The sequence below is a fragment of the Ruegeria sp. AWH4_226 genome, assembly GCF_056159225.1.
In genome coordinates this window covers 325,948-352,152 of record NZ_JBSWUU010000003.1, presented here as the reverse complement: position 1 = coordinate 352,152, position 26,205 = coordinate 325,948, and the positions used below count along the sequence as shown (strand labels likewise).

General features: G+C 58.8%; 25 protein-coding genes and 1 tRNA gene. 16 read left to right on the top strand and 10 right to left on the bottom strand.

Annotated elements, in window-relative coordinates; genetic code table 11:
• Position 1: 1 nt before the first annotated feature.
• From ACXAET_RS20115 to ACXAET_RS20085, 7 genes are read left to right on the top strand one after another with little or no spacing between them, the layout of a single operon-like run.
• Entirely contained in the window at positions 2-1,114 is a 1,113-nt protein-coding gene (locus tag ACXAET_RS20115; RefSeq protein WP_475189601.1) for an ABC transporter ATP-binding protein, read from the top strand.
• Positions 1,111-2,601: a GMC oxidoreductase gene (locus ACXAET_RS20110; protein WP_475189597.1), complete on the top strand. Its 1,491-nt coding sequence runs from the start codon at positions 1,111-1,113 to the stop codon at positions 2,599-2,601. Before ACXAET_RS20115 ends, ACXAET_RS20110 begins: the two co-directional genes overlap by 4 nt.
• Positions 2,598-3,356, top strand: coding sequence for a 3-ketoacyl-ACP reductase (locus tag ACXAET_RS20105; RefSeq protein ID WP_475189592.1), 759 nt, complete (start codon positions 2,598-2,600; stop codon positions 3,354-3,356). The genes ACXAET_RS20110 and ACXAET_RS20105 overlap by 4 nt, the downstream gene beginning before the upstream one ends.
• Before the next feature lie 22 nt (positions 3,357-3,378).
• Entirely contained in the window at positions 3,379-4,968 is a 1,590-nt protein-coding gene (locus ACXAET_RS20100) for a GMC family oxidoreductase (protein ID WP_475189590.1), read from the top strand.
• The gene (locus ACXAET_RS20095; protein WP_475189587.1) at positions 4,968-5,276 is read left to right on the top strand and encodes a Dabb family protein; all 309 of its coding nucleotides are present in this window, start codon (positions 4,968-4,970) and stop codon (positions 5,274-5,276) included. The genes ACXAET_RS20100 and ACXAET_RS20095 overlap by 1 nt, the downstream gene beginning before the upstream one ends.
• A 4-nt stretch (positions 5,277-5,280) precedes the next feature.
• A complete protein-coding gene (locus ACXAET_RS20090; RefSeq protein WP_475189584.1) occupies positions 5,281-6,450 on the top strand; it encodes a dihydrodipicolinate synthase family protein in 1,170 nt (389 codons plus the stop codon).
• 5 nt (positions 6,451-6,455) lie between these two features.
• Positions 6,456-7,463: a LacI family DNA-binding transcriptional regulator gene (locus ACXAET_RS20085; protein ID WP_475189582.1), complete on the top strand. Its 1,008-nt coding sequence runs from the start codon at positions 6,456-6,458 to the stop codon at positions 7,461-7,463.
• Between the two features lie 108 nt (positions 7,464-7,571).
• On the opposite strand, the gene ACXAET_RS20080 is transcribed toward ACXAET_RS20085, so the two are convergent.
• The 4 genes from ACXAET_RS20080 to ACXAET_RS20065 all read right to left on the bottom strand — a co-directional run bounded on the left by ACXAET_RS20080 (position 7,572) and on the right by ACXAET_RS20065 (position 14,219).
• Positions 7,572-9,806 (bottom strand): CHASE2 domain-containing protein, encoded by a 2,235-nt coding sequence (locus ACXAET_RS20080; RefSeq protein ID WP_475189578.1) that lies wholly within the window; start codon positions 9,804-9,806, stop codon positions 7,572-7,574.
• Between the two features lie 111 nt (positions 9,807-9,917).
• Positions 9,918-11,006, bottom strand: a complete 1,089-nt coding sequence (locus ACXAET_RS20075) for a FecR family protein (RefSeq protein ID WP_475189577.1) — start codon at positions 11,004-11,006, stop codon at positions 9,918-9,920.
• Positions 11,007-11,306: 300 nt separating this feature from the next.
• Positions 11,307-12,389, bottom strand: coding sequence for a ribosome small subunit-dependent GTPase A (gene rsgA, locus ACXAET_RS20070; RefSeq protein ID WP_475189573.1), 1,083 nt, complete (start codon positions 12,387-12,389; stop codon positions 11,307-11,309).
• 693 nt (positions 12,390-13,082) lie between these two features.
• Complete coding sequence (locus ACXAET_RS20065; protein WP_475189570.1) at positions 13,083-14,219, bottom strand: pyridoxal phosphate-dependent aminotransferase; 1,137 nt, start codon at positions 14,217-14,219, stop codon at positions 13,083-13,085.
• A 41-nt stretch (positions 14,220-14,260) separates the two neighbouring features.
• Between ACXAET_RS20065 and ACXAET_RS20060 the strand changes: the two genes are divergently transcribed.
• Entirely contained in the window at positions 14,261-15,016 is a 756-nt protein-coding gene (locus ACXAET_RS20060; protein ID WP_475189568.1) for an N-acyl homoserine lactonase family protein, read from the top strand.
• Between the two features lie 52 nt (positions 15,017-15,068).
• On the opposite strand, the gene ACXAET_RS20055 is transcribed toward ACXAET_RS20060, so the two are convergent.
• On the bottom strand, positions 15,069-15,797 hold the full coding sequence (locus ACXAET_RS20055) for an SDR family NAD(P)-dependent oxidoreductase (protein WP_475189566.1): 729 nt from the start codon (positions 15,795-15,797) through the stop codon (positions 15,069-15,071).
• 803 nt (positions 15,798-16,600) lie between these two features.
• Here ACXAET_RS20055 and ACXAET_RS20050 point away from each other — a divergent pair.
• Positions 16,601-16,690 (top strand) — tRNA-Ser (locus tag ACXAET_RS20050).
• A gap of 349 nt (positions 16,691-17,039) precedes the next feature.
• Positions 17,040-17,876: a protein NO VEIN domain-containing protein gene (locus ACXAET_RS20045; protein WP_475189562.1), complete on the top strand. Its 837-nt coding sequence runs from the start codon at positions 17,040-17,042 to the stop codon at positions 17,874-17,876.
• A 3-nt stretch (positions 17,877-17,879) separates the two neighbouring features.
• Here ACXAET_RS20045 and ACXAET_RS20040 read toward each other — a convergent pair whose 3' ends face one another.
• From ACXAET_RS20040 to ACXAET_RS20020, 5 genes are all read right to left on the bottom strand, one after another.
• The gene (locus tag ACXAET_RS20040) at positions 17,880-18,263 is read right to left on the bottom strand and encodes a hypothetical protein (RefSeq protein ID WP_475189556.1); all 384 of its coding nucleotides are present in this window, start codon (positions 18,261-18,263) and stop codon (positions 17,880-17,882) included.
• Positions 18,260-19,585 (bottom strand): recombinase family protein, encoded by a 1,326-nt coding sequence (locus ACXAET_RS20035; protein ID WP_475189552.1) that lies wholly within the window; start codon positions 19,583-19,585, stop codon positions 18,260-18,262. The genes ACXAET_RS20040 and ACXAET_RS20035 overlap by 4 nt, the downstream gene beginning before the upstream one ends.
• A 2-nt stretch (positions 19,586-19,587) precedes the next feature.
• Positions 19,588-20,085 (bottom strand): DUF2924 domain-containing protein, encoded by a 498-nt coding sequence (locus ACXAET_RS20030; RefSeq protein ID WP_475189549.1) that lies wholly within the window; start codon positions 20,083-20,085, stop codon positions 19,588-19,590.
• Positions 20,086-20,481: 396 nt separating this feature from the next.
• Positions 20,482-21,399: an ImmA/IrrE family metallo-endopeptidase gene (locus ACXAET_RS20025; protein WP_475189547.1), complete on the bottom strand. Its 918-nt coding sequence runs from the start codon at positions 21,397-21,399 to the stop codon at positions 20,482-20,484.
• Positions 21,396-21,716, bottom strand: a complete 321-nt coding sequence (locus ACXAET_RS20020; RefSeq protein ID WP_036175300.1) for a helix-turn-helix domain-containing protein — start codon at positions 21,714-21,716, stop codon at positions 21,396-21,398. Before ACXAET_RS20020 ends, ACXAET_RS20025 begins: the two co-directional genes overlap by 4 nt.
• A 168-nt stretch (positions 21,717-21,884) precedes the next feature.
• Here ACXAET_RS20020 and ACXAET_RS20015 point away from each other — a divergent pair, with 168 nt between their 5' ends.
• The 6 genes from ACXAET_RS20015 (at position 21,885) to ACXAET_RS19990 (ending at position 26,161) form a co-directional block, all read left to right on the top strand.
• Positions 21,885-23,111 carry a hypothetical protein gene (locus ACXAET_RS20015; RefSeq protein ID WP_475189540.1) on the top strand — a complete coding sequence of 409 codons (1,227 nt, stop codon included), beginning with the start codon at positions 21,885-21,887 and terminating at the stop codon, positions 23,109-23,111.
• Positions 23,104-24,033, top strand: a complete 930-nt coding sequence (locus ACXAET_RS20010; protein WP_475189535.1) for a hypothetical protein — start codon at positions 23,104-23,106, stop codon at positions 24,031-24,033. Before ACXAET_RS20015 ends, ACXAET_RS20010 begins: the two co-directional genes overlap by 8 nt.
• A 160-nt stretch (positions 24,034-24,193) precedes the next feature.
• A complete protein-coding gene (locus tag ACXAET_RS20005; RefSeq protein ID WP_475189530.1) occupies positions 24,194-24,403 on the top strand; it encodes a helix-turn-helix transcriptional regulator in 210 nt (69 codons plus the stop codon).
• 10 nt (positions 24,404-24,413) lie between these two features.
• Positions 24,414-24,899: a hypothetical protein gene (locus ACXAET_RS20000; protein WP_475189527.1), complete on the top strand. Its 486-nt coding sequence runs from the start codon at positions 24,414-24,416 to the stop codon at positions 24,897-24,899.
• Entirely contained in the window at positions 24,899-25,645 is a 747-nt protein-coding gene (locus tag ACXAET_RS19995; protein WP_475189522.1) for an ATP-binding protein, read from the top strand. Before ACXAET_RS20000 ends, ACXAET_RS19995 begins: the two co-directional genes overlap by 1 nt.
• Positions 25,646-25,663: 18 nt before the next feature.
• Positions 25,664-26,161, top strand: coding sequence for a DUF669 domain-containing protein (locus ACXAET_RS19990; RefSeq protein WP_475189516.1), 498 nt, complete (start codon positions 25,664-25,666; stop codon positions 26,159-26,161).
• Positions 26,162-26,205: the final 44 nt, after the last annotated feature.

Here is a 26,205-nt window from a genome sequence, read left to right as displayed (position 1 = left end):
GATGGGTTTTCTGGACATAGACAACGCGACCAAATCCTACGGGGCTGTCGAAGTTCTTCACAAGGTCGATATCTCGGTGCAAGAGGGAGAGTTCCTTGTGCTTGTTGGCCCGTCGGGTTGTGGCAAGTCCACCTTGCTGAACATGATCGCGGGGCTGGAGGAGATTACCAGCGGGGAAATCCGCATCAAGGATCAGGTGATGAACGGGGTTCACCCGTCAAACCGTAACATCGCCATGGTGTTCCAAAGCTATGCGCTCTACCCCAATATGACCGTGGGGCAGAACATCACCTTCGGGCTTGAGATGCACGGTGTACCAAAGCCCGAGCGTGAAAAGGCCATGAATGAGGTCGCCAAGCTGTTGCAGATCGAACAACTGCTGGATCGCAAACCCGGCCAGCTTTCGGGGGGGCAGCGTCAGCGAGTGGCGATGGGGCGGGCGCTGGTACGCAACCCTGATGTGTTCCTGTTTGATGAGCCTCTGTCCAACCTCGATGCCAAACTGCGCGTGGACATGCGGACCGAGATCAAGAAGCTGCATCAAAACCTCGGCACCACTATCGTCTACGTCACCCACGACCAGATTGAGGCGATGACCCTGTCCAGCCGCATCGCTGTGATGAACGGCGGCTATGTCCAGCAACTGGGTACGCCGCAGGAAATCTACGACACGCCCGCGAATATCTTCGTAGCAACGTTCATGGGATCACCCGCGATGAATGTGGTGCCCGCAAAGGTTTCCGTCCTGAATGGCCGCCCTCATGCGGAGGTCGCCTTGCACGACGGGTCGATGGCGCAGCTTCCCTTTAGTCAGGACAACCTGTCTGCTTGGGACGGGCGTGAAATCCTGTTGGGCATCCGGCCGGAAACCATCACCGACATGGATGGTGCGGATCGGAAGTCTTCAAACATCGCGCAGATGACCAACCGCATCGTGGTGACTGAACCCGCAGGCTCGGACACATTTGTTTCCATGATCCTCGGAGGGCAGGATGTGATTGCTCGGATGCGTTCGGACGCCGAGGTGGCTCCTGGGCAGGATTTCATGTTCGCGGTGAACATGGAAAAGGCCGTGGCCTTTGACCCCGAAAGCGAGATGCGGATCACTCCGTGACGCGTGCAGACGTCATAATCATCGGCTCTGGCATCGGTGGGGCGACTCTGGCGGCGGCTTTGGCCCCGTCCGGACGCCGTATTCTGATCGTAGAGCGAGGGAAGCGCCTGACCCCCTCGCCACAGGATCGGGATCCGAAGGCGATCTTTGGCGACGGGTGCTTTCGGCCAGACGAAACGTGGCTGGACGGCAAAGGCCAGCCTTTTAACCCCGGCAATTACTATTGCGTGGGCGGGAACTCCAAATTCTACGGTGCGGCGCTGATCCGGTATCGACGTGAGGATTTCCAGCCGCGCGCGCATATGGGCGGCAGTTCCCCCGGCTGGCCGATCTCTTATGAGGAATTGGAGCGCGACTATACCGCAGCCGAGCATCTTTATGATGTGCATGGCGTCGTGAATGAAGACCCGACCGAGCCGCCCCACAGCGCAAACTATCCGCACCCGCCCGTGGCGGATGAGCCGGACATCGCGGATTTGCGAACGCGGCTCAGCCGTGCAGGTCTTACGCCGTCTTCGGTGCCGCTTGGGGTGGATATCGACAAATGGCTGGCGGCAGGTCAAACGACCTGGGATGCGTTTCCCAACACCTGCGGCGGCAAGATGGATGCGGAAACCTCTGCCTTGGCAAAGGCGCTTGCGCACAAAAATGTCTCGCTTTTGACGGGGGCGACGGTACGGGAATTGATCGCGGATGCGACTGGTCAGATCACGGGGATCAAGGTCGACGGGCACGGCACGTTGGAGGCACCGCTGGTAGTACTCGCTGCTGGTGCTGTTCAATCGGCGGCCTTGCTGCTGCAATCTGCGAATGACGCCTATCCAAAAGGGCTGGCGAACCGGTCCGATCAGGTTGGGCGCAACTTCATGAACCACAACAGCTCGGCCGTGCTGGCCCTGCACCCTTTGCGCCGTAATCGGTCGATCTATCAAAAGACGCTGATGTTCAACGATTATTACAACAGCGACGGCAACGGGGGGCCGCCACTGGGCAATGTTCAGATGCTGGGCAAGATCACAGGCCCGATCCTTGCCTCTCAGACCGGGTTGCCCGGCCCTGTTGCGGGTCTGATCGCAGGCCGTAGCTATGATTTCTACGCCATGTCAGAGGACCTTCCGAACCCCGATAGCCGTGTGACTGTCGAAGGTAACCAGATCCGGCTGGATTGGAAACGTTCGAATTGGGCGGCGCATGAAGCTCTGGTGGAGCGGCTGAAAACACACCTGCGCCGGTCGGGTTTTCCGATTGTCCTGTCGCGGGCATTTGATCGCCGAACGCCATCCCACCAATGCGGGACCGCGCGGATGGGAAGCAACCCTGAAAACAGCGTTGTCGATCCCTTCTGCCGCAGTCACGATTTTCGAAACTTGTTCATCGTAGACGCGTCGGTCCTGCCGACCTCGGCTGCGGTGAACCCGGCCCTGACCATCGCGGCGCTGGCCCTGCGCGCAGGCCGCCACATCATTGAGACGGAGTTTGCAGCATGACCGGGATTGCGTTGGTCACAGGCGGGCAGCAAGGCATTGGCCTTGGCATTTCGCGCGCGTTGATTGCCGGGGGATACAAGGTGGCGCTGGCGTCGCGCTCGGCCCCGGACAAACCAGCGGTGCAAGAGGCTTTGGCCGAGCTTGGACCAAACGCGATCTATGTGCAGCATGATGTATCGGATATTGACCGCGTACCCGCGCTGCTGGATCAGGTTGAGGCTTACTTGGGTCCGATCACCGCTTTGGTCAACAATGCCGGCGTGGGTGCTCCGGTCCGCGGCGACATGCTGGAGCTAAAGCCCGAGAACTGGGATTTCGTTCAGAACATCAACCTGCGTGGCGCCTTCTTTCTGGCGCAGGACGTTGCGCGGCGCATGCTGGCGCAACCTCAGGACACTTATCGCTCGATCACATTCGTCACCTCGGTCAGCGCCACTATGGTGTCTATCGAACGGGCTGAATACTGCGTTTCAAAGGCGGCTGCGGCCATGATGGCGCAACTCTTTGCCGTGCGTATGGCACCGCACGGGATAGGCGTGTTCGAACTGCGCCCCGGCATCATCGCAACCGAGATGACGGCAGGTGTGCGCGACAAATACACCGACCGGATCGAAGGTGGCCTTGTGCCCGCCGCACGATGGGGTGAACCCCAAGATATCGGGTCGGTCATTATGCCCATAGTCAAAGGCCAGATGCAGTTCGCCACGGGTGCTGCAATCCCTGTGGATGGCGGCCTGTCGATCGCGCGTCTCTGAGAAACTCTGAGGACAAATCAACATGTCTGACGGATATGATTTCATCGTGATCGGCGGCGGCTCGGCCGGATCGGTCATCGCCTCGCGCCTGTCCGAGGAACCCTCGGCCAGGGTTCTGCTGTTAGAGGCTGGCTCAAACGACCGGCATCCGTTTTTTCACCTGCCCGCCGGGTTTGCCAAAATGACCAAAGGCATTGGTAGCTGGGGCTGGTCGACGGTGCCGCAGAGGCACATGCAGGATAAGATTTTCAACTATACGCAGGCGAAAGTGATCGGAGGCGGGTCTGCCATCAACGCGCAGATTTATACGCGCGGGGCGGCGCAGGACTATGACGACTGGCGCCAGATGGGGTGTGAAGGCTGGGGCTTTGATGATGTGCTGCCCTATTTCAAGAAGTCCGAGGACAACGACACCTACGACAATGAGTTCCACGGCAAAGGTGGTCCGTTGGGCGTTTCGAGGCCTGCCGCGCCTTTGCCGATCTGCGATGCCTATATCAAGGCCGCGGGGCAGGTCGGCATCCCCGAAACGCGCGATGTGAATGGGGCGAAACAGGATGGGGCGGGGTATTATCAGCTGACCCAACGCAACGCGCGCCGGTCCTCGGCCGCGATGGCGTTTCTGGCGCCGAACCGGGGCCGGACGAACCTGACCGTCCGCACCGGCGCGCAAGTTTGGCGTATCATGATCAGCTGCGGCCGGGCGACCGGTGTCGAAATGATGGACGGTGAAAAACTCACCGCTGCGCAAGAGGTCATCCTGTCTTCGGGTGCAATCGGATCACCACGCCTGTTGCAACTGTCGGGGATTGGTCCGGCAGATCACCTGGAAACTCTGGGGATCAGACCGGTTTACGATCAGCCGAATGTGGGGGCGAACCTGCAGGATCACCTTGATCTTTACGCGATCTGCGAGGTGACGGGACCGCATACCTATGACCGGTTCGCCAAGTTGCATCTTTCGGCATTCGCCGGGCTGCAATACCTGCTCACGCGCAAAGGGCCGGTGGCGTCGAGCCTGTTTGAAACCGGAGGGTTCTGGTACGCCGATCCTGACGCGCGGTCGCCTGATATTCAGATGCATCTGGGGTTGGGTACCGGGATCGAAGCCGGGGTCGAGGCGATGCCCAACGGCGGCGTCACCCTAAACGCATGCTTCCTGCGCCCCCGGTCCCGCGGCTCGGTTCGACTGCAAAGCGCGGACCCGGCGGCGATGCCGTTGATCGACCCGAACTATCTGGCCGATCCCTATGACCGTGAGATGTCGATCCGGGGTTTGAAGCTGGTGCAAAACATCCTCGCGCAGGATGCGCTGAAACCGTATGTTTTGGCCGAACGTCTGCCGGGGCCGGATGTGCGGACCGATCAGGATTATTTCGACTTCATCTGTGTGCATTCCAAAACCTCGCACCATTGCGCAGGTACGTGCCGTATGGGCAGCGACCAAGAGGCCGTACTTGACCCACGTCTTCGGTTCAACGGGATTGAGGGGCTGCGCGTCGCGGATGCCTCGATCATGCCCACTGTCAATTCATCGAACACCAACGCTCCGACCATCATGATCGCAGAGAAAGCAGCGGACATGATCAAACAAGATCAAGGATTTACATAATGATCCGCCATATCGTGCTGACCAAGTTTCGCCCCGACGTGACCGAGGAAACGGTTGCGGCCATCTATGCCGGCCTCGCTGATGTGGCAGAAACATTGCAGGGGGCCAGCGGGTTCACTGGCGGTCGCAGTCAAAGCCCTGAACAGATTGAGCGCGGCTACATGCATGGCTTCGTGATCGATTTCGACGATTGGGCGGCGCTGGAAGCCTATCAAAACAACAAAACCCACAAGGCGCTGGGCGCGCAGTTGATTGAGAATGCGATAAGCGGGATCGACGGCATACTGGTTCTGGATCTGGAGGTCTGAGGCGATGAGACTGATACTGCCAACCCCTGAAGGCGCGCTGCAACCTTATGCGCTGACCGGAACCCCCTTGGTGCCCCGTGCACCGCAGGTGCCATTGACACGTACCGCGTTTGCTGCGGCGCATGTCGTCTCAGACCCGCTGGCTGAGCGCAACCCCTGGACAGACCGTCCGGCGGTGGATTGGGACACGACGCTCAGCTTTCGGCAGGGGCTTTGGGATCAAGGCCTGGGCTTAGCCGAGGCGATGGATACGGCGCAGCGCGGCATGGGTGTGGATTGGGACACCGCACTGGAATTGATCCAACGCACCGTGGCTGCCGCCCGGGCGCATCCGCTTTCCCCGCGCGTGGCATGCGGGGCAGGGACGGACCATGTGCCGCTTCGCGCGCTGAACACGGCAGGTGAAATCCTGTCCGCCTACGAACATCAGGCCGAAGCGATCGAGGCCGCTGGCGGGCAGCTGATCCTGATGGCGTCGCGTGCTTTCCCTGCGATCAGCGCTGGGCCGGACACATATCACGACGTCTACCGCACGCTGATCGACGGCGCGTCAGAGCCTGTCATACTGCACTGGCTGGGCGACATGTTTGACCCGGCACTTAAAGGGTATTGGGGCAGCACTGACGTTGCTGCGGCCAGTGACTTTGTTCTGTCCCTTATCGCCGAGAACCCGGGCAAGGTGGACGGCATCAAAATCTCGCTTCTGGATCAGGCACATGAAGAGTTGTTTCGCGCGCGCCTGCCAGATGGTGTACGCCTCTATACGGGCGACGATTTCAACTATGCTGATCTGATTGCCGGGGATGGGACGCATTTTTCGCACGCGCTACTGGGTATTTTTGCCGCAATCGCCCCAGCCGCCAGTCAGGCGCTTGAAGCCCTGGCGATCGGGGACATGGACCGCTACCACGCGCTGTTTGCGCCCACGGTCCCTTTGAGCCGTGAGATTTTCCGGGCACCGACGCAGTTCTACAAAGCAGGCATAGCCTTTTTGGCATGGCTGAACGGCGCGCAATCGCATTTTGTGATGCCCGGTGGGTTCCAGTCCAGCCGCGATATCTGCCACTATGCACAGGTATTCCGGCTGGCGGATCAGGCGGGTTTGCTCTTGGATCCGGATCTGGCAATGGAGCGCATGATCACACTGCTGACCCTGCACGGAGTAGACCAATAACCTGAATGCGTAGACCGACGATCATAGATGTGGCCAACAAGGCAGGCGTGTCGAAATCGACGGTCAGCCTGGTGTTGCAGGGCGGCGCGCAGGTCAAGCCCGAGACCAAAAAGCTCGTCCACGCGGCGATGAAAGAGATCGGTTATGTGTATAACCGGTCGGCCGCCAATCTGCGCGCGTCCGGGACGGCACTGATCGGGCTGGTGATCAATGACCTGAACAACCCGTTCTTCACGGAATTTGCCACGTCGCTGCAAATGGCGCTGGGCTCGCGTGGCTATGCGGTGGTGGTGGCAAATACCAACGAGGATGCAACCATACAGGATCAGGTCGTCGCGGCGATGCTAGAGCACGGTGTCTCGGCTCTGATTGTCTCACCTGCTTACGGGGATGTATCCGAAACCCTGACCGCTTTAGCGCGCGCCCAGATTCCCGTCATGCAGGTCCTGCGTCAGGTCAGCGACGATACCGCCCGATTTCCCTTCATATCCCCGAATTATCAAGAAGGCGGACGTGTCGCCACGCGTTATCTGATCGAGTCAGGCGCGCGCCGTATCGCTTTTGTGGGTGGGCTGGATGGGCGACAGGTGACGCAGGAACGGGTTTCGGGGTATTTGGAGGTGATGTCCGAACACGGGTTTTCGCCTTTGGTGCTGTCCGGTCGCAGCAGCCGGTCTTTTGGACACCGTGCCGCCGCACAATTGTTCTGCGACTATTCGGAGTGCGACGCGGCCTTGTGCTTTAACGATCTGGTGGCGTTTGGCATGATCAACGCCTGTCACGAAGCCCGCAAGGATATTGGCACTGATTTTCAGATCATTGGGTTTGACGACATTCAGGAAGCCGCCGAGTGTTGGCCAACCCTGTCCACAGTCCATTGCGGCGTGGACGCATTTGGCAAACAGGTTGCCGACACGGTCTTGGAGTGGTTGCAGAACGCAACGGTGCCACTGGCCAGAACCCGCACCCCGGTTCGTCTGATTCAGCGTCAGACAACAAGGCAGGGAATGTGAAAGCACATTTCAAAAGAGTTTTGTGACAACGGTCGCAATAAATTGCGATGCGCCGAGGGGCGGGAAGTGTAGATAGCGATTGCCCGCTCAGCAGGTACGGGCGCCGTCTTAGGCAGATGGTTTGCCTGCACGGTCTTGATGGCTAAAGATCAATTGCCCGGATTGGATGTCTGACCGAAAATCAGCCAATCTGCCGGACAGGGCGTGGTAAAACCCGACCAGTCCCGGCTCAACATGTCGCGCCTGCGCGACGCAATCCTCGCAAGTCTTTTCGATGTATTCCTGCGGGTGACGGTCCCGAATGGATTCGATCAGCTTTTGATGGGTTGTTTCCAATCTTTGGAAGGCGGGGGTTTCTAGCATGCCTTGATTGCCAACCAGCACGAACACGGGCTCAAGGTCGGTTCTGCCTTTCAGGTCGATAAACCCGGCTTCCAGCATCGCCATGTGGTCCCTCGTTTTTTCATACACCGAAGTTGAAACGAGAATGTCATAGTCAACATGTCGGCAGCTTTGTTCGATCCGCGCGGCAACATTCACCACATCCCCGATCACGGTGTAGTTGAACCGGCGTTTCGATCCGATATTGCCGACGCAGGCCCGTCCGGTGGCGCAGCCTGTTGCCAATGCAATCGGCGGCCGTCCCCGCATCACCTCTGACGCATTGAAATTCACTAAGGCCTGACGCATCAACAGCGCGGCTTCAGCCGCGCGGCGCGGGTGATCTTCGACTGGCAAGGGGGCATTCCAGAATGCCATGACCGCATCACCGATGAACTTGTCAATAGTGCCACGCTCCCGCAGTATCTGGTCGCCAACCTGAGAGAATAACTGGTTCAGTAAGGTCACAAGATCAGTGGCCGAGACGGATTCGGACAAGGGCGTAAAGCCCCGAATATCCGAGAACATAACTGTGATCTCTTGCGTTTCGCCACCCAGTTGCAGTTGATGTCCGCTTCCTTCCATCTCATCCAGGATCTCAGGGGCGACATAGTGAGAAAAGATTTGCCGGATGACGCGCTTTTCGCGCTCCGTCGATACAAACAGGTACCCTGCCAGCAGACCGAAATTGGCCATGCCCCCAAGCAGGGGAAAGGTCACATCGAACAGGACCAACTGATTCTGAAACGCCAGCCAGCTAATTCCAAGCACAACAGCCGCTGATGCCCCGCCTGCGACAAACGACGCCACTGCGCCGAACCGTGCCATGACGGCCGTCACCACAAGGCCCAGGGTGACGAAGGACAGTATTTCAAGGGCCGCAGTGACGTCAGAGCGGCTTAGCATTTCGCCGGTCAGAACCTGTTCCAGGATTTGCGCGTGGATGGATACACCCGGAACGGATTCGCCCAACGGCGTCTGATGTCTGTCAAATAACCCTGCCGCCGATGTGCCGACCAGAATGATCCGCCCTTCGATTTCGGCGCGCAGGTCAGCGTTGTCCGGTGGCTGCATCACGTCATTCGCGGATAGGTACAGGTCAGGACTGTCATGTCTGTATCTTATCCAGACCTCCCCATTCTCGGTCGTTGGCACGCGAAATTGACCGACCTCGAGTGCCAGCATGATGCCGGCCTCGTCCGGTGTGCCCTCGACAAGGATCACGGGCTCGCCCATGGCGACTCGCAGTGCTTCGACGCTCAGACCCGGTAGGGTACCGTCCGGTCCGCCCCACAAAACGGGAACACGGCGCACGATGCCTGTACCACCCAAGGGTGAGACATTGACCCCTCCGATACCTGCAGCTGTCCGGTCCAAAGGAGAGGCAGGTGGCGTCCAGTGCGGGACAGTGATCAGACCCGAAGTTGGTGCTTCACCGATTTCTATTATCCCGGCCAATGGCGTCACGCGTCTGCCCTCAGTGGATTGCCGGGCAGCCGCGCCCAGAACCACAGGCCAGTTCGCGATTTCCATCCCAAACTGTACGTCATAGTCCAGATACTTGGCATGACGTTCAACCGACAACACTCCGGTCAGCGCGGGATCGTTGAGAAGCCGGGCGGGTGAAAACCTGTCTGGTTCGATAAACAACATGTCAAAGGCGATAGCGGCGGCGCCATATTCGCCAAGGTTTTGAACCATCTGCGCCAGCAAGGTGCGGGGCCAAGGCCATTGCCCCCAGGTTGCAAGTGACTGCTCGTCGATGTCCACCACGCGAACCGGCAAATCGGGGTTGTATTCCCGAGGTGACATGCGCTGCAGAATGTCGAAGTAGACTAACCGTGTCATGCGCACAGGGTAGGGATCTAGGACCCGGATGAAGCACCCGAACAGGATCAGACCCAGCCCAACCAGCTGAAAAGCACGCCTTTGCCCTGCGCGGTCCCTGGGCTTTCCGGTCACGTTTGCCTCCGATTATCTTGGTCAGCCCGAACGAACCATCACCCACGCTGCGAGTTTCAAATGCCTCGGCCATGTCTGGACCGGCGACAGGACTTAGGTGTGTGAGGCTCCTTAGCCGCTATTGCCCCCGTTCCCACCGGAGCCACCGCTGCCAACGCCACCACCAAAGCCACCAAAACCACCCGCACCGCCGCCGATTGTGCCGCCACTGCCTGCGCCTCCGCTGCCTGATCCGCCACCGATCGAGCCGCCACGGCCATTCCCGGCGCCGCTGCCCGTCCCGATATTGCCACCTGTACCAGAGTCACTGCTGCCAGCTCCGCCGATGTTTCCGCCGTTGCCGTTGCCACTGCCGGTGCTTCCGCCAATGCTGCCGCCATTGCCGCTGCCAGTGCTGTCGGGTCTGTCAGGGCTGCCGCCACTTGACGGCGCCCGCGCCTCGTTTTGTGGCGCGGATGCAGCGGCGCTCTTAACGTCTCCCCGATCAGGGGTAGAGACGCGTGTTTCCGATCTTTGTCGAAGTGGAGGCACAGCGTCCCGTCCGCAGCCTGACACGTCTACTTGCAGCGGCACTTGCAACTGCTGTTGCGATTGAACAAACGGAAAGCCGGTCTTCACCGCGTTTTCATAGCTTTCCTCGTCGACCGGGCGACCGATGTTCCCGCTTTGTGTGGTGGCAAGAAGGTTGCATTTCCGTCCCGTTTCCTGACAATTTCCGCTCAGCCCGCACATCTCGACACGGCCCTGAAGAACCATCATGGCACTTTGCGTGCCCGGAACGACCCAAAGGTCAAATGTCGTACCCCTGACGGCCATAGTTGCGGTGGGAGTCTGAATGGAGTAGGCCCGTTTCTTGCTTTTACCTGAAATGAAGCGGAAGCTGCCGCCCAGGGCCTGGATAGCAAAATTCTTGGCCTTTCTGTTTCCGCGCAGCATTGTCACATCCAGTTGCATGCGCGCATTTGGGCCTATCGCAATCTTGGTTTCGTCATCAAATAACAGTTGGACCAAGCCGCTGCCGTCGGTTGAGATGGAATCCCCGGACGCAACGGTCATGCCTGCGCGCAACGGCTGCGATTTCCCGGCGCGCGTTACTTGCGCGCCTTGTTCGACACCGATCACTGTTCCGATATTGGCTGCAACCTTTAAAGGCATCAGCGAAATAAAACAGACTACAAGTAAACTTTTTAACCAGATCAAACCAAACGTCCTTCCCCACAGATAGGTACAGGGCGCAGTACGCCCGCCGCTCGGTTTGTGCCTCAAAGACTTCCAAATACTGAATTCAGAAATAATAAATATATACAAATATGTTCTAAACACCGTGTAGTTTGCAAGGTTTTCCACCAGAAAGGTCCAATTGACGTGGTGGACGGGTCAGTTCTGCGCTGCGCCGCCAGTGGCATACGCTACTTGTCGCCATTCCCGCGAGATCAGCATTTCGGCGCACCGAAGGCTGTCGCGCCAGAGAAATGAACCCGTCCTTATTGCCTCACCAAACTAGCTTCGGAAGCCTTTGAGCTTCTTGACGTCGCGCACCATCTTGCCGAACGCTTTGTCCCGCGACCTGCGTTCCGCAAGGGTTGCGGAGTTATAGGCATCTTCGGCCACAAGCTTGCGCCATCTTCCAAGGCGCATAGCGTCGAGCGAACCTTCCTCTATGGCTTTGAGAACAGCACATCCCGGCTCTGTCTCGTGCTGACAGTCTTTGAAACGGCACTGCGTCGCCAAGTCCTGGATATCGGCGAAGAGGTCTTTGAGTCCTGCTGCCGCGTCGGTCAGCTGCAATTCCCGCATTCCGGGGGTATCCAGGATCAGGCAGCCATTTGTCATGGCGTGAAGTTGACGCCGCGTCGTCGTATGCCGCCCCTTGGCGTCATCCTCGCGAATGGCTTGCGTCTCGATGGATTGATTTTCCAGCAGTGAGTTTGTGAGTGTCGATTTGCCAACGCCGGACGAACCCAGGAAGGCTACCGTCTTGCCCGGCTTGCACCACAGAGACAGTTTTGTCTGAACTGCGCGTCCGCGGGCGTCAAGTGCAACGACGTCGATCACGTCTGATACAGCTCTGGCCGCATCGACATAGCTTTGTGGGTCCGTCACCAGATCGGTCTTGGTCAGGATGATGACCGGTACGATCCGGGCTTCGAGAGCTAAGGCTGCGTAGCGTTCAAGCCGGGCCACGTTGAAGTCTTGATTGCAAGACGTGACAATAAAAGCTGTATCAATATTCGCAGCAATCAGTTGTTCATGACGGTCCGTTCCGGGCGCGCGTCGCTTGATAAGGCTGGTGCGCGCGAGAACCTGACTGGCGCGTGGTCGCGCCGTATCCAACATCAGCCAGTCACCGACAGTCACGTCCGGCCTTGGGGGCAGTGTCGTGGTGATCTTTTCGCCAACGACATGCAGCGCGTTGCGGTGGACTTCAACCACGCGGACAGGAGGCTTTGCCACCATATCGTCGACGCTGATCTGCTGGGCGAAAAAGGGTTGCCAGCCCAGTACCCGAAGCGGGTTGAGTTGAGCATTTGAGCCGGTGTCCGTCAGGGACAACGGAAGAAATTGGGAGTAGTCCCGTGTCATTGAAAATCTGCTTTCATGTCTGTGCCCGAAGCATGGTTTGGGCGCTGTTGGTAAGAAGCGATGGCACAAAAAAGCTGTCCGTCAGTTGCAATATGACGGAGCTGTCTTCAGCCGTTGGATGTACACCGGGAGGCGCGTTGCCTCCCTTCCTTACCGGGACATAAAATCTCCAATTCAGACATAACGTATCTATGATATGGCAAGCCGCGCCACAAGCACTGACGACAGAAATTGAGCGTTTTCTCAATTCCCCGAGGTAATCCTTCCAGCAGCCTGACCATAAGTCCGATGGGTTTCATGAGTTGGGAGGTTGCTTGTAATCAAAGGCTGCAAATGTTGCCCCACGAACGGTTACTCTGCAGCGAAGCAGCGCAATATGCCACGCCCCCGCCGCAAGTCTTGCGCTGTGGTCGCGAAGGCGACCGCGCAATCGCCAGAGACATTACGTTAACAACCTCATGCGCTCTGAAAGTGAAACGATGTTCCGTTTCACCTGCACTCTACTCTCCCCGGGCTGGAACAGCGCGAGCCGGTACTTGTTGCCGCGCGCAGTACAACTGAACGGCAACTGGATGTTCTCTGAACTTGATCCGATATGTCATGGCTTGTTGGTCAGGGTCTTGAAGTCCACGGTGGTCCCTACATCAAACAGTTTCGGATTGCACTATTCCGGTTTCTTTTCAATGTGTTATCTCAATGACTGAGTTGGCTCTGCCAGTTCGCCAAAAGAGCGCCCATACGTTCCAACCCGAGATCCAGGTTTGCTGCAGCGCCACCTCCGACGCCCAAGCGGATATGGTTGGGCATTTCGTAAGAAGAACCCGGCAAAAGAAAGGTGCGGTAGGGATCGGCTAGCAAGCGTTTGGCGAATGCGTTTCCATCAATCCCGTCGAGCCGTGCCAGACCTATCAATCCGGCCTGCGGCTTAACCCACTGAAGGCGCGGTTGACCCGAGACATATTGATCAAGTCGCTCAAGCGTTCTTAGCCCCGATGTGCGCGCCGTTTGTATAGCCTGATCATACCTGTCGGGCCTCAGCGCGATTTCAGCAATGACTTCGCCAAGGATATTCATAATCTCGCTGGAGTTTTCCCGCAGAATGATTGCATCCCAGATCAAATCCGGGTCACGGCAAATCATCCAACCAGTACGCAACCCTTGCAGACCAAGCGCTTTGGAAACGCTTCCTGTTGTGATGCCGCGCGGATACATGCCGGCAATCGAAGGCGCGCGCGCACCTTCCCATTCCAAACCTGCATACACCTCGTCCACAACAAGCCATGCACCAACGCGATCCGCGATTTGGACCAGTCTTTCAAGTTCGCCGCGGGTCATCAGGCGTCCGGTCGGGTTATTGGGGTTGGTGAGGAAGATAAGACGCGTTCGCTGGGTCACTGCAGCCTCAACAGCATCTAGCGGCAAGGACCAGCCCGAGGCCTCATCCCGATCCACCACTTTGAGGGTTGCACCGACTGCTTCAGCCAGCACACCCGCTTGTGGCCAACCCGGACGTTCAGTCACCACTTCGTCACCGGGCTGGACCAATTGCATGAATGCAAGGTAATTGGCCTCAGCCGCGCCTGCCGTGATAAGAACATCGTCTGGTTGACATATGCCGGCAAGACCAGCCCTATCCAATACGTGGTTCCTAAGGGCAGGTAACCCGCGAAAGCTCTTTTGGTTCCAATCCAGCGGCAGCCCTGGGTCCAGCGCATCCATGAACTCACCCAGACGCGGAGACTCCGATAAAGAAAACCCGACGAAGGCTTCGGGGTCCGCTTCTGTTGTATCCAGCAGGTACTGAAAAAGCGTGTGTATCTTGACTTTCATGCCGCGCTCGAAATCCTTGTGACCAAACAAGGAGAGAGTGTGTGAAAGCAAAGGGGTTTGTCAAAGGGCGTCCACGCGATCTGGCCGTGCTGGACTACGGGCTGTTCAAGGTCCATTCCAATGGTCGCATCATCGGAATTTGTGGGTTTTTAATCCGCACCGATGCGAAGGAGGCGATTCTGATCGATACGGGTTTCCCCGAAAAATACGCAACCAACACCAAAGCTGCGGTTCAAGAAGATCGTCTGTTTGAGTTTGGTGAGGTCTTGCACTGCGATCCCGAAAATCTGCCGCTATCACAATTGGCAAAGCTGGGTCTGGATCCGTCGGACATCACATTGCAGATTTGTACGCATACCCATATTGACCATGTCGGAGCCTTAAGTGCTTTTCCTGCCTCACCCATATTGATCTCGGCCACGGAACGCGCTTTGCCGCGCCCTCTATATTGGGGTGACGTGCAACCGCTGGAATGGCCAGATCAGGACTATCTTGAAATCGACGGCGATGTAGAGATCGGACCGGGCCTCACGGTCCTGGCGGCTCCTGGCCACGCGCCAGGCCAAATCGCAGTGATGGTCGATCTTCCGTCTGGCACCTTTTTGCTAACCAGTGATGCGATCTCACGACCGGAAGAAATCGATGAGAAGTTTGCCGGATCCTGGGACGAAGACGCCGCAATTGCCAGCGCGGACCGGCTTATGCGTCTGGCATCCAAGCGAAATGCTTTTGTGATCTACGGGCATTGTCCAAAGCAGTGGCCCGAATTGAAAAAAGCACCAGAGGTCTATAGCTGAACCCATAAAATTAGGCGCTCCTGTCTCAGTAAGCGTGCCTAGTGCAAACGGCTTACCTGACGTCGCGCCCCTGATTCAGGATAATCACGTTACCGCTGGAAACATCGCCCGCTGGCGAGATAAGGAAGCTGACCCAAGATGCGATTTGCTCAGGCCGCATCGCTTGTCCATGCGGCATGGCATCGATGGCTGACTGCAAAACATCTTCGGTAAGCACGCCAAAAAGCGGTGTCTCGGTCATGGCCGGAGCCAGAGAATTCACGCAGATTTTGTCTCGTGCATAGCGTCGGGCAAGGTCTTTGGTCAGCGTGTCCAATGCCGCTTTGGACGCGCGGTAGTGTGGCGGGTCAAAAACATCAAAATTATAGGCTCCGTTCGATGAAATATTGACGATTTTCTTGATGCCGTCACGGTCCAGCATCAATTGAACAGCATGCTGGCAGCAATGGAACGCAGAGGTAAAATTGATCGCCATCTGTCTGTCTAATTCCTCGGCGGGAATGTGCGGGAAATCGGACATGAGGCAGGTTCCCGCGTTGTTTACCAAAGCATCCAAACCGCCATGCTCTGTCTTGATGTCAGCAAACGTGCGGGAAATGGCCTCAGGATCAGTCAGGTCAACAGAGATAGGCGTGAAATTCCCACCCAGCTCAGCCGCCAGTTTACCCAACCCTTTTGGGTCAAGGTCCAGTCCGATAACGTGCATCCCGTCTGCATGCAGATGGCGGCTAATAGCCTGCCCCATACCCCCCGCAGCCCCGGTTACAACAGCTGTTTTCATGGTATTGCCTCCAACTTTGGCGTCGTAAAGATGTGCTGCGTCAAGCCGCAAAAAGCAAGGCCAGCGGTTCGGCAACGGGGGCTTTCCCAATCAACTGGCATTGGGTTAGACAGTTGAGCCAATGTGGTTTTCAGCTTCACCCTTGTCAGCGGTGCTATCTGGTGCAACCCATTGCTAGGGTCATCTAAGGATACCCCAAGCCGGGTCAGTCGCGACGGTGCGCCAGTGATCTGGGTGTGTCGGAATTCTGCTCGGTCCGCCCTGATCAAACGCCCCAAACGCATCTCGCGTTCGATTAAGTGTTGCTTGGACACAAGATCGTGCCAGGTTGCGATGCCAATTCCCGTGTCCGACAAAGATCTTGAGATCGCCAAGGGCGCAAGAGGCTTTCATGCGGCACCCGCGTCACTCGGGCTCAGGCGGGTGCGTCCAATAAGTACCACAAATCTTCACGAACCGAATGATGCAAGGTTTGAGGTCGATAAAAAACGATTACGTCAAAGTCCCGAACCAATGATCGTGATTGTTGCAATCGGCTTAGGGCAGGCTCCCGCCTTTCTGCGCGGCTGTTGGCACGCGGCATCGTGATTTAGCGACCCTGATTGCGGCCAGAGTTGGAGAAACAACGTCAGAACGGTTGCGTGAACCTTGCACGAGTTCGGCGCCATATAGCTCTTGCAAACAGGTCTCTGGGGTTCCCAAAGAGTTCAGGAAAACCGCGGAAGACTCTCTGTTTTATGGGTATGGCAAAAATTTGAAAAAACGCCTTGTTTCTCAAGGTTCCGGCAAATATACGGGTCAGCGGAGACGTGGCCGAGTGGTCGAAGGCGCTCCCCTGCTAAGGGAGTAGGCGGGAAACCGTCTCGAGGGTTCGAATCCCTTCGTCTCCGCCACCAACCATTCGCGAACCCGCGATGTGGTCCCTAGCGGGGCCTTTTTTCTTTTTGGTTCAAAGGGGTTTAGCGATGCCATCCGACTTTCGGCGACTGGTCGTTTGGCCAAAATCGGTCTCCGAATGTCCCGCGTCTCTTTCCATCCGCCCCGCACCCAGATTAAGACGGCATTGAAACTGGTCGTCTTTTCAGAGGCTTGGCGAGAATGGGCTGCGCCGCAGTTGCGGTGAATTTGACCGCTAGGGGTGCGAACAGAGACACCAGAAGGCGGCGTGATTGTGCGTGTTGGCGCGAGCGACCACGAGAAGTCTCTGATGACAAAGAGACTTTCCGCTCATAGCCTGGCGGCATGTCAAATGGGCCCTGGACGGACGAAGAAAACGATCTGATCGTCGCAGATTACTTTGCGATGCTGGCCGATGACATCGCTGGGCACCGCTATTACAAGGCCGAGCATCGACGTGCGCTTCTGCCATTGCTGAACGATAGATCTGAGGGATCGGTCGAGTTCAAGCATCAAAACATCAGCGCAGTGCTCAAGGGGCTCGGGGAAGACTGGATCCCGGGCTACAAGCCAGCGTTCAATTTCCAGATGACCTTGGTGGATGCCGTAGCGCGCTGGCTGGCGCTGAACCCGGCTTGGCTTGGTCGCCCTCCTGCTGCGCGACCGCCGACTGGCCTGGCTGACGCCGCGCCGATCTGGATCGGACCACCGCCGACGCTGTCGAACCAGCCACCGCCACAGGAGCTGGAGCAGATGCTGCACATCGCACGAAAGTTCGATGTGGCAGCGAGAGACGAGCGAAACCGCACGCTCGGTCGAGCCGGTGAGGAGCGCGTCCTGGCGCACGAACGTGCAGCCCTCAAATCAGCGGGCCGCGACGACCTTGCGCGTAAGGTCCGGTGGGTGTCGGAAGAGGACGGCGATGGTGCTGGCTACGATATCGCCAGCTTCGCGCCGAACGGACGCTCGCGCCTGATCGAGGTGAAGACGACGAATGGCTGGGAACGCACGCCTTTCCACATCAGCCGGAACGAACTGGCTGTGGCAGAGGAGCGGCGCGCGGAATGGTCCCTGTTACGGCTCTGGAACTTCGCGCGCGAGCCGAAGGCGTTCGAGCTGCACCCGCCGCTGGACGCGCATGTCTCGCTGACGGCAACGTCCTTTCAGGCGAGTTTTCATTGAAGGTCAGCGAAACGTTCGCTCAGCCTGTTTTTGCCAAGCATCCCCCGCCAGAAAGCACAGATCGTAGAGGCTGACCGCCGACGTCTCCCGACCGCAGGTCAGGCGTTTAAGAACCTCGGGTGCAAGATAGGCGAGGCGTAATTGGCGGCTGACGTGTCGCTCGGCCAGACCGACGGCTTCGGCCAGTTCCTGAATTGTGGCGAACTCGCCCGCTTCCATGCGACGACGCCAGCTCCATGCGCGGCCGATGGCACGCAGGATGTGGGGATCCTGTGCTTGCTCCGCGACCGTGTTATAGTCGGCAGGCGGCAAGATCTTCGGTCGCCCGTTTTTCTTCCGCACCTTGAGAGGGATCAGAATGCGGATGGTGTCATTGGAATTGGTCATTCGGCGGCCTCCATCTCGCGGGGCGCGAACATCTCGCGGATGACCCCGGCGATGCCCTCGCGCCGGATATCGACCTCGAGCCCGACGGCCGTCACCGTGATGCGCCGAACGAGGAGTTGGACGATCCGGGCTTGCTCGGCTAGGAAGAGTTGGGCCCAGAGTGTGTCGAACTCGTGGAGCGCCCCCAAGGCGTCCGCTTCGGAGATATCGGCGGTGTTGGTTCTCAGCGCCGACAACACCTGCGTGACGACCTCTGGCGTTTGTAAGATCCGTCGGATTTCGGTCACCACCGCCTCCTCGACCATCCCGGCGGCCAGCCGCGTGGGCGCGGTCTCGTCGCCGGTATCTCGGTTCCGGATCACGTCCATGGACACGTAGTAGCGGTAGAGTTTTGGACCTTTCTTTGTGGTGGTGGGGGTCATGGCCGCGCCGGTTTCGGAGAATATTAACCCCTTGAGTAGCGCCGGTGTCTGCGCGCGGGTGTTGCTGGCGCGTTTCCGGGGGCTCTCTTGCAGGATGGCGTGGGCGCGGTCCCAGAGGTCGGCGTCAATGATGGCATCATGCTCGCCGGGATATGCAGTACCCTTATGGACAGCTTCACCGCGATAGACGCGGTTCTTGAGCAACCGGTAGAGATAACCTTTGTCAATCAGCGTACCCTGCTTGTTGCGGGCCTTTTCGCGGCGGAGCTCTCGCGCCAGAACCGTGGCGGATCCAAGTTCGACGAAGCGTTCAAATATCCGCCGTATCTGCGCCGCCTCGTTCTCGTTCACGATGAGCTTGCGGTCGACGACATCGTATCCGAGGGGGACGTAGCCGCCCATCCACATGCCCTTTTTCCGGCTTGCGGCGACCTTGTCGCGGATCCGCTCGGCCGTGACCTCACGCTCGAATTGCGCGAAGCTGAGCAGGATGTTCAGTGTCAGCCGCCCCATGGACGTTGTCGTGTTGAAGGACTGAGTCACCGACACGAAGGTCACGCCGTGGCGGTCGAAAAGCTCGACCATCTTCGAAAAATCCATCAGGGCGCGGCTGAGGCGGTCGATCTTATAGACCACGATCACATCAACAAGGCCGTCTTCAACATCGGCGATCAGCTGTTTCAACGCAGGGCGTTCCAGTGTGCCGCCGGAGAACCCGCCGTCGTCGTAGCGCTCGCGCAGGCAGGCCCAGCCCTCGGAGCGCTGACTGGCGATGTAGGCCTCGCAGGCCTCGCGCTGAGCATCGAGGCTGTTGAACTCCATATCGAGCCCTTCTTCGGTGGACTTGCGGGTGTAGATCGCGCAACGCAAGCGGCGGTTCGGACTTGTTTTACTGTCCATGGTCAAACCTCCCGCGAACCAGTTTGCAGGCCGAAGAAACGGTAGCCGTTCCAGCGCGTACCAGTAATCTCGCGAGCAATGCCGGAGAGCGACTTGTACTTGCGGCCCTCCCAATCGAAGCCGTCTTTCAAAACGGTCACCGTATGCTCCACGCCGTTCCATTCGCGGATGAGCTGCGTGCCCGGGACGGGATTGCGAGGATCCGTGATCTGATGCTTGTGGCGCGCGATCCCTTCGACCTCGTCAGCGAGCAGATCGAGCATCCGCCGCGTTTCGCGATCTGGCCCGCCGTAGGTCAGTTCCTGAATGCGATAGGCGAGCCTACCTTCCAAGAATGCGCGGCTGTTGTTGGGTGCTGAGCTTCCCATCAGGGTTTCCCACTCGGCCTTCAATTCCTTGACGGACAAGGTCTTCAACGCGGCCAGGCGCGACAGGACCGTTTGGTCCAGGCTGGCATCCTGACCCGGCGCGGGTGGTGTTATCTTATTGTGATGCTTCATCAATTCCTCCGATGCGGATACGTTTCCTGCGACGACCACCGCTCTTTCGGGGCGGTAAGTCCACGAAACGGTCTCCGGTTTCGGCAGATAAAGAACTGGACTTCTCGACTAGAACACGCACCAGGCCACCAGCGAGGATGCGGCCGATTTCATGGAAGCGCGCCTCAGACGACATGTGCTCAGGGCATAGGGGATTGGGCCCGGAAATCGGGTCTTCTGGATCGAATGACATGGCGACTTTTCGCGATTGAGTTGATGCCCGAATGGTATTGCGAAATCAGGAAAACACAAGTAAATCAATAATTTGTGGAATTTTTCGACCTGCGCGAAGCACCGCGTAAATCTGCGCATTGGTTTTGCCAACACATTGGTGCCGCGATCGGGAATGGTCGCGAATCAATGTCCGGTGTGGCCGGTGAATTTCTCGAACGTGTCGACGGTAGATTCTTCTTCGAGCTCGGCCATTTCCCAACGCGAGGGCGCTTGGTCGGGATAGAGGAGCAATGAGATCGACATCTCGTTGCGCGGGGAGAACACCGTCATCTCGCGGACCGGTTCGTTGCCCAGCCAGACCCCGGCCGGATGCTCAACGCCGTGGCGACCAGTGTCCCAACCGACTTCCTGTGCCGCCAATGACGCCGCAGGTAACTCAGTCACGATATGACGTGCTCTGAAGAAGATCCCGGACTTCAGCAGGGGTTCGCTGGACCAGGCCCAGTCAATGAAGCCTTCCTTGCTGACCACGATCATCGCGCGCTTGTCGGTGATCGTCATCCATTTCAATATCGCGGCCGTAAGCGATACGGCATAGCGATCTGCGAGTTCGGTCATCACGTCGATGTCGACGATCCGTCCTTTGATCTGTTCGCGGAAGTCGTCCAGCGGCATCAGCAGGTAGGAGGCGAAGGTGTTTGCCTCCCCCTCGATCTTGTTCCGGGCCTCATCCCATTCAGCCATGTTGCGGTTGGTACATTGCAACCCGCGCGGGTTGGCGTGCCGATGCAAGAGGTAGTGGCCCAGCTCATGGGCCAGCGTGAAGTTGCGCCGCCCCGGCGAGCGGACGGTCTCGTTATAGATGATCCCCCACTCTCCGGAACCGTCAGGATTGGGCATCAGCATGCCTTCGACGCCCTTGGACAGCGCAAGCCCCTTCACGATGGTGATCGGCGCGTCTGGAAACACCTGACGCGAAAAATCCTGCGCGAGCGCGGCCACGTCGATGGGGAACCGCGGCAGCCCGTGCACAGCCTGATGCACGGACAGGATTTTCGTCAGGCGGTTGGCCCAGCTCTGAGGCGTCGTCGGCAGGCTCAATCCTTCTTCCCCCACATATCGATCATCTGGTTGATTTTCTGTTGGTCTTCGGGATCGAGCTTGCTGAACTTGCGGAAGAATGCCTCTTTCAGAACCTCGTCGCCGGGCTCCTCGCTGTCATCGAGTAGGTAATCGGTCGTGACCTCCAGTGCCTGGGCAATGCGGGTCAGCTTTTCGCCGGACGGTTTTCGGGTATCACGGTTCTCGAGTTCCCAAAGATAGCTTTTGCTGGAGTCGGTCAGCGCCGCGAGTTTGTCGAGGGAGTATCCCTTCTCCTTGCGGTGGCGCTTGATCTTGGCGCCGAGGGACGTGGTCATCGTATCATCCTTGGTTTCCTTGGTCAGAGGACGCTTGTTCGATATGCCGAACAAAAATGTGCCGCGCAAGTAGACCTGACACTTTGTTCGGTATATATCGAACATGATCGTATCGCATCTTCGCGATTCTGTCGTCCTCCTCCCTCCCAGGCTTAGAAAGGCCACGTCATGACAGCGATTGCTTCCTTCCTCCGCAAAACCCCGATTCCCCGGCTGCAGGACTACTTCACCGCAGGCGGGTTCACCTCCCTTCCTCCGGTCGACTGGACCAAACCCGAGCCGGAGGTCGTGGAGCCTTTGATCAAGGCCGTCGACGACATGGACGAGGCAGAAAAGCAGCGCGTCATCCTTGACGCTGGGCGCGTTGCGGCCCTCGCAGATGAGCCCGGGCAGAATGCCTTGCAGAATGTCGTGCTGGATCGCGCGACGTTCGACACGCTCGAGGGCCCCAACAATCGGTCACTCTGGGTGTTCTTGAACGAGGCAGACCGGTTCCGGCTGGCCGAAGAGGTCCGCTACAATGACGAGCGTCGGCGCGGTCGGTCCTGGAGCGGCTTCGGTGTCGATGAAGGTCTGGATGTAAAGAATGACCCGATCTCGATTGCTGCCTTCACTTCCGCGATCCGTGAACGGTTCGAAACACCCAATGTGCATGTCGACATCTTCGATCGCCACCGGGTGATCCTCGACGGTGAAGAATGCGAACTCGTTCAGGTGGCCGTCTACCGCGAAGGCCGCCCCGAGGACATGTTGGGTTTCGATGCCAACAGCACGTTGGCGCGGCGGATCGTCAAACCGGTGTTCGAAGCAGCATTGACCTATGAGGCGGCGACCGGCGTGATCGAGGTCGTGGCCAAGACGCGCGAGGATCGCATGGATTTGACGCGTTTCATGGCGCGTGATCTGCTCGGCATTGCCATTGACGAAAAGCAACAGCTGCCGCTGCGGGAATATGATCTCAGCATGCTCGCGCAGCCGTTCGATTTTCCGACCGATCCGGCGGACGGGATCGCCGGCGTGACCGTCAAGGAACTGCGGTTGATGGATCTCGGCGATGCTAAGGAACGCATCACGCTGGAGTCCATGTCCGGCGCGGACCGGACGATCTGGCAGATGGCAGAGCATCGCATTGGTCTGGACATCGGCGGCGGTTCCTTCGTCCACGGGATTACCGGTGAGGTGCCGGAATGGGTGATCACCCGGGCTCGTTTCACGATCAAGTTCCACCCCGGTCCATCCGGCGGGCGCGGCAAGTCTCTGTCTCTGACCGTGACCATGCCGCATGGCTGCAACCTGAAGGACATGACGCCGCAAGAGCGCCTGATCGGCGAGAAGTACCTGCGGCTCTGGGGCATCCTGAAAGATGACAACGACGAAGGCGACGTCCTTGAGTAAGCGCGCGATCGACCTTCTGCTGCGGGCAATGGAAGCCCGCAGCGCGTCTCTACAGGTATCGGCGCTGCACCAGGTCTCGCGCGCTGCGACCGAAGCATTGATCACGGCCAAGCTGCTGGTGCCGAGCGGGCATGTCCCGGTCGTCGCCGGGATGGATGACTATGAGGATGAACCCATTGAGGCCACCTGGTCGGCCGAGCTGAAGTCATTCGGCTATCACGACAGCACCGGCCGTTGGGTCAAGGTCGCCAATCAGGACATCGCGGCGTGCAAGGTCGACTATGGCCAGGCTATTGCCAAGATGCTGGTGGCGTTCGAGCGTGCCGGGCCCTCCCGTCCGACACCTTTGATTGCCGATCTCATCTGGGATGTGGGCACCATCAAGCTTGCCGGCGCCAAGGCCCCGGTGCCCGTCTGGTTCGCCCGGCGACTCATTGATCCGCGTGTCTGGGCGCAGCTTGAGGCGCAGATCGCACGCAAGCTGCCGCACGAAATCCGCATCATCCTGACATCGACGGCCGGTGGGCGTATCCCGGAGACCTCCCAGAAGCGAAATCACATCATCAGTGTTGCGGATGTCGCGAGTGATCCGACCAAGCTATCGATCTCGCCGCAGGTCCTCGGGGCGAGGGTCTTCCCCGGGCAGGCGCAACGTCGTTTCCCGATCGATCATTCGGATGACTACGGCATGGTCTGGCTACGCGGCGAAACCCTCACCTTCGGCAGCGACAAGCAGCGCCAGCTCCTGGGGCTTTTGTTCGACGCCTACTGGTCGGGTTCTCCCGAATGCCGAACGGCGGCCGTCCTTTTCGAGGCGGGCTACGGGGACAGCACGAACGCGTTCTCCAAGGTTTTCAGCGGTCGCGACGACTGGCGCTCCTTCATCAAATACGCCGACGGGAATTGTTGGATCGAGCCCTGACGTGACCAGACATCGCCGTTTCAAAGGCCGTCCGAAAGGGCGGCCTTTTGCTTTTTGTCACCTTCCTACCGGCTTCCCTACCGGTGCCCTCCCTCAGCCCTACCGCCCCCTCCGCGATGTTGGTCCCGCAACTGTTCGCACAATCCCCAAGGAGGTTCACATGGCGACAAGGCACCTTTCCCAGATCGAGCTGGCGGCTCGCTGGAACATTTCGCACCGGACGCTGGAGCGTTGGCGGTGGACGGGCGAAGGCCCGAAATTCATCAAGCTCGGCGGCCGTGTGATCTACCGGCTTGAAGACGTCGAGGCATTCGAGGTCGAGCAGATCCGTGGCGCAGACGGCGAACCCCATCGCCCGATGTCGGCGTAAGGGGGCTGCAATGACGATCCCTAACCACATCACCCTCGCGGATATTCACGCAATGCCTATTGGCGAAATCGCTGCGCTTCCCGCTGATCAACTGGCATTGCTGCAAGAAGCCGCGCAGCAGAACCTCCAGCGGGCCAAGACGGTGTCCGACTGGCTCGAAGGTGCGATCGCGCTGAAATACGCTGACCGCGCCCATGACACCCGCCGGGAGGCGGGCAAGCACACCGGCACGATCCGGTTCGAGGATGACGGCGTCACCGTGATCGCTGACCTGCCAAAACGCATCGATTGGGATCAGCGCGCGCTGGTAGAACTGGCCGAAACCATCGCCGCATCGGGCGAAAACCCTGCCGAGTTCATCGAGACCACGCTGAAGGTGTCGGAACGCAAATACGCCGCGCTCCCGGAGAGTTGGCGTAAGGGCTTCGAGCCCGCGCGCACGGTCCGCACCGGAAAGCCCAAGTTCCGCCTCGTGCTGAACAAGGAGGTGCGCTGATGGCCATTTCGCTCGCTTCCCTGCGCACAGCTTCGGTGCTTCAGCCGCCGCGCATCCTGATCCACGGTGTGGCCGGGGTCGGCAAATCAACCTTCGCCGCCGACGCGGGCGCGCCGGTGTTCATCATGACCGAGGATGGGCTCGGCAAATTGCAGGTCCCGCATTTTCCGTTGGCGACCAGCTATGCCGAAGTTGCACAAGCGCTCGATGCCTTGCTGGAGGAAGATCACAGCTATGGCACAGTCGTCGTGGACAGCGTCGACTGGTTGGAGCCGCTGATCTGGGCCGAGTCCTGCAAACGCAACGGCTGGGCCTCTATCGAGACGCCGGGCTTCGGCAAGGGTTATGCCGAGGCACTGACCATCTGGCGTGAATATCTCGACAAGCTCAACGTGCTGCGGGACCGCAAGGGCATGGTGGTCATCCAGATCGCCCACACCGACATCAAGCGCTTCGACAGCCCCGAGCACGAGCCCTACGACCGCTATGTGATCAAGCTGCAGACCCGTGCCTCGGCGCTGCTGCAGGAGCATTCGGACGTGGTGCTCTTCGCCAACTATCAGATCTCGGTCGCGAAATCCGATGTCGGCTTCAACAAGAAGGTGACCCGGGCGCTCGGGTCCGGTGCGCGTGTCATGCACACCGAAGAGCGCCCCGCCTTCCTCGCCAAGAACCGTTACGGCCTGCCGGACACCATGCCGCTTGCGTGGTCGGAGTTCCTCGCAGCCATGCCGCAGCCTGAATAATCCAGAAAGGACAATACCATGGCACGTTTCGATACGTCCTTCGACGCAACCGGCGTCGAGCCCACCACCGCCTACGAGGTCCTTCCCGCAGGCAAGTACCGCGCACAGATCGTCGAGAGCGAGATGCGCGTGACCCGCAATGGCATGGGCCAGTTTCTGTGGTTGATGCTCGATATCCTGGAGGGCGAGCACAAGGGTCGGAAGATCTTTGACCAGCTGAATCTGGTGAACCCGAACCCGACCACGGTGGAAATCGCGCAGCGGACGTTGTCGGCGATCTGTCACGCCACCGGCAAGATGCAGGTCAGCGACAGCGAGGAGCTGCATCTGATCCCGATGACCATCCAGGTGACGGTCAAACCGCCCAAGAACGGCTACAGCGAGAGCAACGGCATTCGCTACTTGCTGCCCGAGCCCGGAGCGGCGGCCCAGCAAGTTGCGACACCGCCAAATGGCGGAAACGCCTCCACGCCGCCTGCAAAAATGGCCTCCGCGCCTTGGAACAAGAAGGGCTGAGTCTTCGCGCTGCCTTGGGCCCTGACTGACGGGGCAGCGCGCAA

Bases quoted from the DNA above. Each gene is read 5' to 3' on its own strand.
- ACXAET_RS20035 (WP_475189552.1), bottom strand. From the start codon at position 19,585: ATGGACAGTAAAACAAGTCCGAACCGCCGCTTGCGTTGCGCGATCTAC.
- ACXAET_RS20100 (WP_475189590.1), top strand. From the start codon at position 3,379: ATGTCTGACGGATATGATTTCATCGTGATCGGCGGCGGCTCGGCCGGA.
- ACXAET_RS20090 (WP_475189584.1), top strand. From the start codon at position 5,281: ATGAGACTGATACTGCCAACCCCTGAAGGCGCGCTGCAACCTTATGCG.
- ACXAET_RS20015 (WP_475189540.1), top strand. From the start codon at position 21,885: ATGACAGCGATTGCTTCCTTCCTCCGCAAAACCCCGATTCCCCGGCTG.
- ACXAET_RS20045 (WP_475189562.1), top strand. From the start codon at position 17,040: ATGTCAAATGGGCCCTGGACGGACGAAGAAAACGATCTGATCGTCGCA.
- ACXAET_RS20105 (WP_475189592.1), top strand. From the start codon at position 2,598: ATGACCGGGATTGCGTTGGTCACAGGCGGGCAGCAAGGCATTGGCCTT.
- ACXAET_RS19990 (WP_475189516.1), top strand. From the start codon at position 25,664: ATGGCACGTTTCGATACGTCCTTCGACGCAACCGGCGTCGAGCCCACC.
- ACXAET_RS20065 (WP_475189570.1), bottom strand. From the start codon at position 14,219: ATGAAAGTCAAGATACACACGCTTTTTCAGTACCTGCTGGATACAACA.
- ACXAET_RS20055 (WP_475189566.1), bottom strand. From the start codon at position 15,797: ATGAAAACAGCTGTTGTAACCGGGGCTGCGGGGGGTATGGGGCAGGCT.
- ACXAET_RS19995 (WP_475189522.1), top strand. From the start codon at position 24,899: ATGGCCATTTCGCTCGCTTCCCTGCGCACAGCTTCGGTGCTTCAGCCG.
- ACXAET_RS20040 (WP_475189556.1), bottom strand. From the start codon at position 18,263: ATGACCAATTCCAATGACACCATCCGCATTCTGATCCCTCTCAAGGTG.
- ACXAET_RS20030 (WP_475189549.1), bottom strand. From the start codon at position 20,085: ATGAAGCATCACAATAAGATAACACCACCCGCGCCGGGTCAGGATGCC.
- ACXAET_RS20020 (WP_036175300.1), bottom strand. From the start codon at position 21,716: ATGACCACGTCCCTCGGCGCCAAGATCAAGCGCCACCGCAAGGAGAAG.
- rsgA (WP_475189573.1), bottom strand. From the start codon at position 12,389: ATGACACGGGACTACTCCCAATTTCTTCCGTTGTCCCTGACGGACACC.
- ACXAET_RS20000 (WP_475189527.1), top strand. From the start codon at position 24,414: ATGACGATCCCTAACCACATCACCCTCGCGGATATTCACGCAATGCCT.
- ACXAET_RS20115 (WP_475189601.1), top strand. From the start codon at position 2: ATGGGTTTTCTGGACATAGACAACGCGACCAAATCCTACGGGGCTGTC.
- ACXAET_RS20095 (WP_475189587.1), top strand. From the start codon at position 4,968: ATGATCCGCCATATCGTGCTGACCAAGTTTCGCCCCGACGTGACCGAG.
- ACXAET_RS20085 (WP_475189582.1), top strand. From the start codon at position 6,456: ATGCGTAGACCGACGATCATAGATGTGGCCAACAAGGCAGGCGTGTCG.
- ACXAET_RS20005 (WP_475189530.1), top strand. From the start codon at position 24,194: ATGGCGACAAGGCACCTTTCCCAGATCGAGCTGGCGGCTCGCTGGAAC.